Annotated in this window: 9 protein-coding genes and 1 pseudogene; 8 read left to right on the top strand and 2 right to left on the bottom strand. The window is 33.5% G+C overall.

Annotated elements, in window-relative coordinates:
- The first annotated feature begins 15 nt into the window (after positions 1–15).
- From IPJ23_00575 to IPJ23_00560, 4 genes are all read left to right on the top strand, one after another.
- Positions 16–1,329 (top strand): tetratricopeptide repeat protein, encoded by a 1,314-nt coding sequence (locus IPJ23_00575; GenBank protein MBK7629238.1) that lies wholly within the window; start codon positions 16–18, stop codon positions 1,327–1,329.
- Positions 1,330–1,453: 124 nt separating this feature from the next.
- Positions 1,454–2,023, top strand: a complete 570-nt coding sequence (locus tag IPJ23_00570) for a sigma-70 family RNA polymerase sigma factor (protein MBK7629237.1) — start codon at positions 1,454–1,456, stop codon at positions 2,021–2,023.
- A gap of 18 nt (positions 2,024–2,041) precedes the next feature.
- A complete protein-coding gene (locus IPJ23_00565) occupies positions 2,042–4,594 on the top strand; it encodes a serine/threonine protein kinase (GenBank protein ID MBK7629236.1) in 2,553 nt (850 codons plus the stop codon).
- A 96-nt stretch (positions 4,595–4,690) separates the two neighbouring features.
- On the top strand, positions 4,691–6,307 hold the full coding sequence (locus tag IPJ23_00560) for a T9SS type A sorting domain-containing protein (protein MBK7629235.1): 1,617 nt from the start codon (positions 4,691–4,693) through the stop codon (positions 6,305–6,307).
- Positions 6,308–6,362: 55 nt separating this feature from the next.
- Here IPJ23_00560 and IPJ23_00555 read toward each other — a convergent pair whose 3' ends face one another.
- On the bottom strand, positions 6,363–7,163 hold the full coding sequence (locus IPJ23_00555; protein ID MBK7629234.1) for a M48 family metallopeptidase: 801 nt from the start codon (positions 7,161–7,163) through the stop codon (positions 6,363–6,365).
- Between the two features lie 104 nt (positions 7,164–7,267).
- A complete protein-coding gene (locus IPJ23_00550) occupies positions 7,268–8,635 on the bottom strand; it encodes a TrpB-like pyridoxal phosphate-dependent enzyme (GenBank protein ID MBK7629233.1) in 1,368 nt (455 codons plus the stop codon).
- 280 nt (positions 8,636–8,915) lie between these two features.
- Between IPJ23_00550 and ychF the strand changes: the two are divergent.
- The 4 genes and pseudogenes from ychF (at position 8,916) to IPJ23_00530 (ending at position 12,431) form a co-directional block, all read left to right on the top strand.
- Positions 8,916–9,999: pseudogene (gene ychF, locus IPJ23_00545) on the top strand (redox-regulated ATPase YchF).
- Between the two features lie 21 nt (positions 10,000–10,020).
- On the top strand, positions 10,021–10,875 hold the full coding sequence (locus IPJ23_00540) for a helix-turn-helix transcriptional regulator (protein ID MBK7629232.1): 855 nt from the start codon (positions 10,021–10,023) through the stop codon (positions 10,873–10,875).
- 326 nt (positions 10,876–11,201) lie between these two features.
- Positions 11,202–11,681: a DUF2938 domain-containing protein gene (locus IPJ23_00535; protein ID MBK7629231.1), complete on the top strand. Its 480-nt coding sequence runs from the start codon at positions 11,202–11,204 to the stop codon at positions 11,679–11,681.
- A 36-nt stretch (positions 11,682–11,717) separates the two neighbouring features.
- Positions 11,718–12,431, top strand: a complete 714-nt coding sequence (locus IPJ23_00530; protein MBK7629230.1) for a hypothetical protein — start codon at positions 11,718–11,720, stop codon at positions 12,429–12,431.
- The last annotated feature ends 14 nt before the right edge of the window (positions 12,432–12,445 follow it).

Raw genomic sequence — 12,445 nt, 5'->3', positions numbered from 1 at the left:
CTGGGACTGGCAGGCGTGTTGTGGCAAGGGCATATAGCCGGTATTGAAAGAGATATAGCTAAGCTGGAAGCGGATAAATCGAATAGAATAAAATCATTTTTACTTGAAATGATTTCGTCTCCTGACCCATTAAAAGATGGTAGCGAAGTAAAAGTAATTGATGTTATTCAAAAAGCATCCGCCAAGCTAAAATCTGAGTTAATAAATCATCCGCAAATTGAAGCTGAGATAAGGACAATACTTGGAAACACATATCAAAACCTTGGTATATATGATTCAGCAGAAACTGAATTAACAAAAGCTTTAGGTTTAAACAAAAAAATATATGGTGATCAAAGTAAAGAAACTGCAATGAGTTTAAAGAGTATTGGATTGATCTATCATTACGAAGGTGATTATGAAAAAGCAGAAGAATACTACAAAAAATCTCTCGCGATTTTGAAGTCAATCGAAACTAAGCCTTCTTTTGAAACAGCGTTAGTGTTAGATACATATGGCACTTTAATGACTGATCAGGGAGAATATGAAAAAGCGGAAAAAATAACAGAAGAAGCCCTTCAGATTGCTGAATCAGCTAAAGGTCCTGATGATCCTGATGTTGCCCAAATAAAAAATAATCTTGCAACCTCATACAATTACCTCGAAAAATTGGATAAAGCAGATTCGCTATATAAAGAAAGTCTTAGAGTCTTTAGAAAAGTTTATGGGAATTTTCATATAAGAGTATCAAGCAGCCTGAACAATTTAGCTTTTATATATATCTTTAAGAAAGAACATAAGCAGGCGCTTCCATTGCTTGAAGAAGCATTGAAAATAAAAATAGTTGTGCTTGGTATAGATCATCCTGATTTAATAAATGCTTACTCAAACGTTGGCAGCACATATTTTAATATTGACGATTATAATAATGCTGAAAAATATATGAAAGCCTCTATTGATGTAGGACTTAAAAACTATTCTGAGGACAACATTAATTTAAGCCGCCCTTATAGTTGGTACGGAAAAACTTTAGTGGCTAATAAAAAATTTGAAAAAGGAATTTATTATTCAAAGAAAGCATATTTGATTCGTAAAAAAGCTTTTGGAGAGAAGAATAATCTAACATTAATTACTCAATCACAGTACGGACAAAACTTGCTGGACACAGGTAATTTTAAAGAGGCTGAAAAACAGTTACTCGAAAGTTATAAAGGATTGAATGAAATTTTTGGAAATAAAAAAGAAGCTACCCAGAAAACTTTAGGGGCAATTGTTGAATTGTACAAAGATTTAAAAAAAGAGAATAAGGTTAAATACTATTCAAATTTAATTATTAAGGAGAAAAATTGATTATTGATTGACAAGATAATCGATTTGGTTCAATGATTTTAATTAAATAACTATTGACAAGCCTCAATTATTCTGCTATTTTCATCTCCAAATTGCGCTAATCTTATAACTATCTTCTAATTTCATGCTTGAACTTACTCAGCAGAACGTGACATTATTACTACAGGATTGCATCAAAGGTAAAAAGGGTGCAGTTGATGAATTACTGCCTCACGTTTACAGCGAATTAAGAAGAATTTCATCCAAGTATCTGCACGACGAATATCGCAAACACACCCTTCAAACTACCGAACTTGTTCATGAGGCTTACATAAAATTGGTTGGAGATCAGAATATTTCCTGGCAGAATAGAGCGCATTTTTTTGGAATAGCCGCACAATCAATGAGACAAATTCTTGTTGATCATGCTCGAAAAAGAAAATCATCAAAACGTGGTGATGGCAAAGCAAATATTTCACTTGATGATGTTCTAGAAACTTCCGATAAATCCGATGAACAAATTCTTGCCCTTGATGAAGCTTTAAAAAAATTAGAATTAAAGGATCAACGTTCTAGTAAGCTTGTTGAGTTAAGATATTTTTCTGGCCTAACAATCGAGGAAACAGCAGAAGCACTCCATATATCCCCTGCGACAGCAAAGCGAGACTGGAATTTTGCAAAAGCATGGTTGTACAGAGAAATTACCAGCATTTAACAATCAAAGGTTTTTATTTTGGATCAGGATAAGTTTTTAAAAGCTAAGCAACTTTTTGAAGATGCAATAAATCTTAACTCATCTCTGCGAAAAGTATTTCTTGACGAAAAATGTGGTGGTGATCTAGAATTAAAGAAAGAAGTTTATTCATTATTACACTCCCTTGAAAACACAGTTGATTTTTTAGAAAAACCAATAACAATTTCACAAAATAGTAATGAATTTTTTTCCGATCCTTATATCGGAAAACAAATCGGCTGCTATATAATTGATGGCGAAGCAGGTGTTGGGGGAATGGGAATTGTTTACACGGGGAAAAGAAATGATCAAGAATTTGAACAAAAAGTTGCTATTAAAATATTAAAACACGGTATCTCTTCAGAATATCTATTAAAAAGATTCCAGATTGAAAGACAAACACTTGCAAACCTTCAGCATCAGAACATTGCAAGACTTTTAGATGGCGGCAGAACAAATGAAGGTCTTCCCTATCTTGTTATGGAGTTTGTTGACGGAATTCCCATTACTGAATGTTGCAATCAAAAAAAATATCATATAGAAGAAAAGCTAAAATTATTTCGAGAAGTATGTAATGCCGTTCAATATGCTCATCAGAATCTTGTGATTCATCGTGATCTTAAACCTGGAAATATTTTAGTTACTAAAGATGGTGTTCCAAAACTCTTGGATTTTGGTATTGCAAAACTTATTGATGATGAGTTAGAAGAAAATAACGAAGCATTAACTCGGACTGGAGTTTGGCATCTTACTCCGGAGTATGCTAGTCCTGAACAAATTAAGGGAGAAAAAATCACAACGGCTAGTGATATTTATTCACTTGGGGTTTTGCTTTACCAAATCTTAACCGGTAAGCAACCTTATAAAATATCAACAAATTCTCCCGCGGCTATAAGCAAAATTATTACTGAAGAAAAAGTTCAGCTTCCGAGTGAAAGTGTAAAACAAATCCATTTAGTAAATACAGAAAACAAAAAAAATAATCCTGAAAAATTTTCACATTTGTTAAAAGGAGATTTGGATAACATTGTATTTAAAGCAATGCATAAAGATCCTTCAAGAAGATATGTTTCGGTTGAACAGTTCTCTGAAGATATTAAAAAACATCTTGTGGGCTTACCAGTTATCGCGCAAAAAGATACTGCCAGATATAGACTATCAAAGTTCATTCAAAGACATAAAGTTGGATTTGTTTCTTCGGTTGGATTTGTTGTTTTTTTGATTGCAAGTTTTATTGCAATTATCTGGCAGGCAAATATAGCTGCACACGAAAGGGATAATGCAAAATCTGAAACAAAAAAAGTTGAAGCTGTAAATATGTTTTTGCAGGATATGCTCTCTTCAGTAGACCCAACAGAAATTGGTAAGGATGTAAAAGTTTATGATGTTTTAAAAAAGGCTTCCGACGATGTTGGAAATAATTTTGTCGGTCATCCAGGAATTGAAGCAGCAGTTAGAAAAACGATAGGAAAAACCTTAGTCGGTCTGGGTGAATATAATGAGGCAAAGTCTCATCTGCTAAAATCTTTGGAACTGAATAATAACGCTTATAGAAAAGAAAGCTTTCAAAGCGCTGAAAGTTTACATGAGCTTGCTCTGCTTTATGATTGGGATGGCGATTTTAATTTATCGGATTCATTGTATAGAACTAGCATTTCACTCTTTAGAAAAAACAAAAACTCACCACCTCGTTCTTTTGCAAGTGTACTAAATGATTATGCAACTTTAAAACAGGAACAAGATAAATTTCCAGAATCTATAGATCTGCTTAATGAAGCATATAAAATATATTTGAATAATTTTGGTGAGAAGGATAGAGATGTTGCTAGTGTTTTTAATAATTTAGGCATCTCTTATGAGTCATTAAATAAACTTGATAAAGCAGAAAATTATTATAGAAGATCACTTGAGCTATACTTGGAGCTTTATGGTCAAAATCGCCCTGAAATAGCAACACTATATAACAACTTAGCATACGTTTACATTAGTAAAGATAATTTGATCAAAGCTGAAGAGTACTTTAAAAAATCACTTGAATTAAAAATTAAGACTTTAGGCAAAAAACACTCGCTTGTGGGTTTAGCGTACACAAACCTTGGGGCACTTCAGTATACAATGAAAAATTACAAGGCATCAGAATCAAATTTACTTTCAGCATTCGAGAATTTTAAAACCTCGCTGAACAAAAACCATGTTTGGTTAGGTTTGGCTGATTTTTGGTACAGCAAAATACTTATTGAACAATCTAGATACGAAGACGCTGAAATTTATTTAAGAAAATCACTTACCATCTATAATAGTAATTATTCGCAAGATCATCCTAATCTTATTTCAACTTATTCAGAGTTAGGAATCGTAAAGTTTTATCAAAAGAAATACAACGAAGCAGAAAAATTACTTGTCGATGGATATGAAAAGATAAAAAAAATAAAAGGTGAGAAAAATTTTAACACTATTAGAGTACTTGATTATCTTGTTAAATTTTACGAAAAAACAAACAATCCATCAAAATTAGCTTACTATAAAGCTATTCTAAGTACTACTTCAAAGTAGAAAACAAAATACCTTAAATAAAGTGAGCCAATTCTCAAGTCTTTTGCGCATGTAGTCCCAAATCCTATTTCTATTTTTACTAACCAGGAGAAGTGTATGAGAAGGTCTATATTGTTTTTTGCTGTAATCATCTTTCAATTCTTAACAAGTTTGGTTTTTGCTCAAGTATCACAACAGTGGGTCGAAAGATTTACCTCTGACAGCACTCTTGATGAGTCTGTAAATGATATGTTCGTTGATGAGCAAGGAAACTTTTATGTTACGGGCTCACAAAAAGGCCCATCCCAATCTCAGCTTGAAGCCGTAACAGTTAAATACAATTCTAATGGTGTTCAACAATGGATTCAAAACTATCATGCACCATTGAATAATGGCGCATTCGGGAGAGCAATTCATGTTGATGATGTTGGAAACGTTTATGTTACAGGTGAAAATGCAATAGTATCCGGTGGTGCTAATGAGGCACTTATTATTAAATACAATTCCGTTGGAACACAGCTGTGGTCCTACAGATTCCAATATATACAAGGTCTATATTGTGGTGGATACGATATAGTCACGGATGCTGATGGAAATATTTATGTGACAGGAGAATACTATACAGGCGTTAACTTTCTAAATAATATATTTCTTGCAAAGTTTGATCTTAACGGAAACATAGTCAATCAAATCTTTTATAATTCTGGTAGTGAGGGTGGAAGAAAAATTGCTTTAGATGGTACCGGTAAAATTATTGTTGGTGGATATGTAAATGATAATGACTCGCTTTCTTTTATAGCTTTAAAATATGAACAAAATCTTGACTTTGTGTGGGCATCAAGATGGGGATTGAATGTTGGGAACCAAAACGTTATCGATATGACCATTGATAATAATAATAATATTATTCTAGCAGGAACATCAAACCTTGATTATGAAATAGTAAAGATAGACCCCTCAGGCATTGTGCAATGGAGTAAACTTTACAACTCACCTGCAGGTTGGGATTATTGCAAAGGAGTTGTAAATGATGATATCGGAAATATTTATGTTACAGGTGAAACAGGTACTTTAGGATTTCCACTTTCTTATAAAATTACAACAATAAAATACAGTCCAGATGGAAATGAAATTTGGGTAAACAAATTTGACAGTGATACTACTTATACCGATGGATACGCTGGTTACAATATTGCAATTGATAATTTTGCAAATGTCTATGTTATTGGGCAGAAATACAGCAGTTCAGACATTACAACAATAAAGTATAATTCTGAGGGCAGCTTTCAATGGGCTATTAATTATAACGGACCAAGCAATAGTCTGGATATTCCAGTAGCTATTGGAGTGGATCTAAATGGTAATGTCTATTCAACAGGTAAAAGCTTGGATTTTACTACCGGATATGATATTGTAATAATTAAGTATGTTCAGTCTCCAACTTCAGTCGATAGAGAAAGTAATATTCCGAATTCGTTCTCTTTAGAACAGAATTATCCAAATCCATTTAACCCAAGCACCAGTATTCAGTATGCAATAAGCAGTAAGCAATTTGTAACGCTTAAGGTTTTTGATGTTTTAGGTAAAGAAATTGCAACACTTGTTAATGAAGAAAAAAGTGCAGGAAGTTATGAAGTTAATTTTAATGCCTCACAATTCTCATCAGGAGTTTATTTCTATGAGCTGCAGACAGGTTCTTTCGTTGAAACGAGAAAGATGATTTTGCTAAAATAATGAGAAGAATTTTAGAGATGACACCTTGAAAAAGATGTCATCTCTAAAAACACATTTATTTTTGATAATACTGTAATGCTTCTGGTAAATGTTTTTTAATATCTGCAATTCTTGTTTCATCAGAGGGATGAGTACTTAACCATTCCGGTGGTTTTCCTCCGCCTTGTGCAGCCATTCTTGTCCAAAAATCTACTGCGGCATTTGGATTATATCCTGCCATAGCCATAAAGATTAATCCTAAATGATCAGCTTCACTTTCGTGTGTTCTACTGAATGGAAGCATAACACCGACAGTAGTTCCAACTCCATAAGCTGTCATAAAAATATTTTGTGTCGTTTCAGGTTCGTTTTTTAAAGCAACAGAAAGGGCTACTCCGCCAAGCTGCTGTAATAAACCCTGGCTCATTCTTTCGCCGCCGTGCTGTGCTATTGCATGTGCAATTTCGTGTCCCATCACCACTGCCAATCCTGTTTCATCTTTGGTTATAGGAAGAATTCCTGTGTAAACAACAACTTTGCCGCCGGGCATACACCAAGCGTTTACTTCAGGGCTTTCAACCACATTAAATTCCCACTGATATCCTTCAAGTTCTTTAGATAAATTTTTTTGTGCAAAATAAGTTTCAACAGCCTTTTGTATTTTTAACCCGACACGTTTTACCATATCAATATCTGTTTTGTTTGAACTAAGTGTGTTGGTTTTTAGAAACTCACTATATTGTGCAAAACTCATTGAGTTAATTTCGCTTGCAGAAATAAGGTTTAATTGCGATCTGCCTGTAATTGGAACGGTAGCACAATAATAAACTGTAAATGCCAGCAAAATAATCGGAACAAATACTTTAAGTAACTTCATTTATACCTCTTGGTTGATTATCAATTTTGTAGTGGTTAAATATATAAAATATTTATTGTAAAAGATGACATCTTTAAGAAAGATGTCATCTTTAGAAATGATAATTAGACAGCAATTGGAGTATCAAGTTCTCTAAGTGCAGAATAAAGTTCCTTGTCTGTTAACTCGTGATCCTGCAACTCGCCATTAAAGTAAGCCTGATAAGCACTCATATCAAAATAACCATGCCCGCAAAGATTAAATAATATTGTTTTTTGTTTTCCTTCGACCTTTGCTTTTTGTGCTTCGCGAATTACTTGCGCAATTCCGTGAGTTGCTTCGGGAGCAGGAATAATTCCTTCTGTTTGTGCAAACTTTACTCCAGCTTCAAAACATTCAAGCTGAGCAATTGCTGATGCTTCAATTAATTTATCTTTTAGTAATTGACTGATAATTGCACCAGCACCGTGATAACGCAGTCCACCAGCATGAATAGGCTCCGGAACGAATGTATGACCAAGCGTGTACATTGGAATCAGCGGAGTTAATCCAACTGTATCACCAAAATCATATCTGAATTCTCCCTTAGTAAGTTTTGGACATGATGCAGGCTCAACAGCAATGCAGCGAACATTTTTTCCTTCCTGAAAATTGTAGCGAAGAAATGGAAATGCGATTCCCGCAAAGTTTGAGCCGCCGCCAAATGGAGCAACCACAATATCAGGAAAATCACCAGTCATTTCTAATTGCTTTATAGCTTCCTGTCCAATTACTGTCTGATGCAGAAGAACGTGATTAAGCACGCTTCCAAGAGCGTAATTTATGCCTTCTGTTGTGGCCGCTCTTTCAACAGCTTCTGAAATTGCAATACCTAAACTGCCGGGAGAATTTGGATCCTGCTCTAAAATTGTTCTGCCGGAATTTGTATTTCTGCTTGGTGATGCAATAACAGTTGCACCCCATGTGTTCATCATAACTTTTCTGTAAGGTTTTTGATCATAACTGATCTTCACCATATATACTTCACAGCTTAAACCGAATTTATGACAAGCAAAGCTTAACGCACTTCCCCATTGTCCCGCGCCTGTTTCAGTTGTTAATCCTTTTGCGCCTTCCATCTTGTTATAAAATGCTTGTGCAATTGCTGTATTAGGTTTATGTGAGCCTGCAGGACTTACACCTTCATACTTATAATAAATTTTTGCCGGAGTATCGAGTAACTTTTCTAATTCGAAAGCGCGGTAAAGCGGAGTTGGGCGATATAGTTTATAAATATTCCTTACTTCATCGGGAATTTCAATATATCTTTCTTTTGAAACTTCCTGTTTAATTAATTCCATTGGAAACAATGCTGCTAAATCTTCCGGTCCAATTGGCTGCTTTGTTCCGGGATGCAAAGGCGGAAGCATCGGATTCGGCATATCTGCCTGAATGTTATAATAGTTTTGCGGCATTTCAGATTCATTTAACAGAATTTTTTTTGATGCACTCATAGAGCACTCCTTTAATTGATTTAATAAATAAATGGATAATTAATTTGTAATTAACTAAAGTTTAAAAAGATTGTACGGATTTTTAGAATATGTAAATGTTTAGAGGCGCCAACGCCATGTTTGGCTAGCTGAAGAAAAAGAGAAGTTATATGTAAGTTTTTTGTTCAAGATTTTTAATTTGAATTTCAAGTTCAAGATAATTTGCTAACCAGGAATTGTCAAGAGAATCTTAATTATATTTGCACATAATCTTTAAGAATTTTAAAAGTAAGAGGAATAAATGCAAATAGGAATTGTTGGACTGCCGTTTACAGGAAAATCAACTCTTTTTCAAACAATAACAAAAACTTTACTCGATCCAAACGAATTAACTAAATCTGAAGCACATCAGGCTATGATAAAAGTGCCGGATGCAAGATTGGATAAGTTAACCGAAATGTTCGTTCCAAAGAAAAAAGTAAATGCTACGATTGAAGTTGTTGATGTTGTAGGATTGCAAAAAGGTGATTCAGGTTCAACACAGTTTACAGGAAATTTTTTAGGAAAAGTAAAAACAAATGATGCGCTTGTTCAGGTTGTAAGATTATTTGAGAATGAAACCGTTCCTCATCCCGATGGATCAATAAATATGATGCGTGATATTAATTCATTTGAGACAGAATTTATTTTATCTGATATGGCAATACTTGAAAAAAGATTAGAGACGATTAAAAAACAAATCTTAAAAACTCAGGATGATAATCTTAAACGGGAATTGCCAGTACTTGAAAAGTGTTACGAAATTCTTCAGACCGAAAAACCCTTGCGTGATGCAGAACTTACAAAAGATGAACTGCACATTTTAAAAACATATCAACTTCTTTCTGTTAAGCCAATGCTTATAGCTTTAAACTTTGATGAATCACAAATAAATGACACTGAGAAGTATTTAGAAGAACTTGTTAAACATAAACTTGGGCATAACACAAAAGCGTTATCATTCTTTGGTCAGATAGAAAAAGAAATGGCTGATCTTCCTGAAGAAGATGCAAGCGTATTTATGAGTGACTATGGGATTACTGAATCCGCTTTGGATAAGTTGATTAGAGAGGCTTATGACTTACTTGGACTTCAATCATTTCTAACTGCTGGTGAAGATGAATGCCGTGCCTGGACAATTAAAAAAGGAATGACTGCACAGGAAGCTGCGGGAGAAATCCATACAGACTTTTTCCAAAAAGTTCATCCGTGCAGAAGTTGTGCATTACGATGATTTTATTGAAACAGGTTCATTTGCAAAAGCTAAAGAACTTGGCAAATGGCGACTTGAAGGAAAAGAATACATCGTTAAAGATGGTGATATAATTTCTGTAAGGCATAGTTAGGCTTTCAACAAAGTGAAGAATATACCTATCAGAAATATTAATGTAATTCCAGATAGTATAAATTTATCAGAGAAATTTAGAATTAGAACTGTACAAGAAGTACAAACTGAACAGAAACTAATACAAGATACCCACAGACACGATTATTATTTTATTTTAGCACTAATCAAAGGTAAGGGAAAACATACAATAGATTTTATAAAATATGAGGTAACCGACTATTCTATTTTTTTTATGCGGCCAGGTCAAGTGCATCAGCTTTCCTTAGAAAAAGGATGTACAGGGTTCTTAATGCAATTCAGTAAGGATTTCTATCGACCTGGAAACAAAACTGATCAACAGTTATTACGTAGTGCAAGTAATAAAAATTTTTGTAAGCTAGATTTAAAGAAATCTAAGAATCTTTTTAATGTCTTAAGCTACATTTATAAAGAATATATTGAGAAAGAAAAAATGTATTTTGATATTATAAAAGCTAATCTCAGTATTTTCTTTGTCGAGCTTACAAGATATCGAGAAAACCAAATCAAGCCGGAAAATAAAAACACAATGTTTACACATGAGCGGCTGGATGAATTTTTAGAACTGTTGGAGAATAATATTTCTAAGAATAAGCAGGTATCAGAATATGCCAACATGCTAAATCTTTCTACATTTCAGCTTAACTCAATGACAAAATCAAATCTGGGCAAAACTTGTTCAACACTGATTGACCAACAAATTATTTTAGAGGCCAAAAGATATTTGCTTGCAACAACAGAACAGGTTAAAGAAATCGCATATAATCTGGGCTACGAAGATGTTTCTTATTTTATACGATTTTTCAAAAAACACACCGGACAAACGCCAGAGGTCTATAGAACCAATTTTACATAAATCCTATTAAACTACATTCCTGTCCTATCATACTGATTATGCTCAATAATAAATTTGAAATAGAAATTAAATTAATTAAGGAAGCTAAAAAGTATGAAATCAAAACTAAAAATGATAGCCTCACTAAAAATATGGGTTGTAATATATCCTGCTCTCACTTTGTTTCTCTATGTATTTAAGGAACCATTATCAATTATGCCTATTTATTTAAGGACACTACTGGTGACTCTTTCTCTGGTTCCCTTAATAGTTTTCGTTGGGGTTCCTTTTGTTGATTCAGTCATACGTTTATTTACCAGAACACTTAACAAATAGATGGATGAAATATGTATAACGTATTAAAAATTGTACTAATTGGCATAGGAGCTACGCTTACAGTTGATATCTGGATTTATGTTTTAGGTCTATTTAATATTAAAAGCTTGGATTATCGTTTTGTTGGGCGTTGGATAGGCAATTTTCCAAAGGGTAAGTTTTTTCATCAAAACATAATAGCAACTGAACCTGTTAAGGGAGAATTAGTTATTGGGTGGATTGCACATTATGTTATAGGTATCAATTTTGCATTTTTTCTTTTTCTATTTTGTGGTAAAGAATGGATTCAAAATCCCCAAATTTATTCTGCAGTTTTTTGGGGAATACTTACCGTAGTAGCCCCACTATTTATTATGCAGCCAGCCTTTGGTTTTGGAATTGCATCATCAAATCTATCCAAACCGAACATTAGAAGAATAAAAAGTTTATTGACCCATCTTATTTATGGGATCGGGTTGTATATCGCGGCATTTCTAGTTAAACAGTTCTAAAAAAGTATCTGAAAAAATTATTAAAAAAGGAGCATTATGAAATCATTAGTTCATTCCGAATATCAGGGAGCAAAAACTTCTACCAAAATCTACTTGCTTATATTTTTTATCTTCAGTTTAATTATGATTGGATGTTCATCAGCTCCAACATTTATTAAATCTGATTATGATCAAAAACATATCAAGTCAATTGCGATAATGCCAGTGATTGATAAAAGAAATGTAGTAGAAGATTCAGTTCAATCTCAAAAAAGTTTATCAAATATTGAAGGATTAATATCAAGAAAAATTATGGATAAAAACTATGATGTTTTGCCAGTTGATTCAGTAATAAATATTATAAGTAAAAACAGGGTTGAAAATATGTCGCCAGATAACTTGTGTTCAATTCTAAACGTAGACGGGATACTATTTAGTGAGCTATACAATTATTCAGATGTATTTTTTATAAATCATTCTATAAATATGAATTTTAAGATTTATGATGCAAAAGGTGACAGTTTATGGATAAACAACCTGGATGATGTTGACAGACCATTTCTATCTGCAATTGGAGCATCGTTGGGCTGGGCAATCGGTGTAGCTGTTCATAACAAAGTATCTGCAAAAAATAAAGTACCGACAATCCTTGCTGGTGTTGCTGCTGCAGAACTAGTATATATAGTTGTAGATGGAGTTAGTGATGAAACATCTCAGAGCATTGATAAAGTATTTAAATCTTTACCAGATGCAAAAGGTTCTATAAAATGAAATTCTTGATCACT

Source organism: Ignavibacteriales bacterium, assembly GCA_016709765.1.
GTDB lineage: Bacteria > Bacteroidota > Ignavibacteria > Ignavibacteriales > Ignavibacteriaceae > IGN3.
Note: the sequence above shows the minus strand (reverse complement) of the source record. Positions and strands in the feature narration are given on the sequence as shown.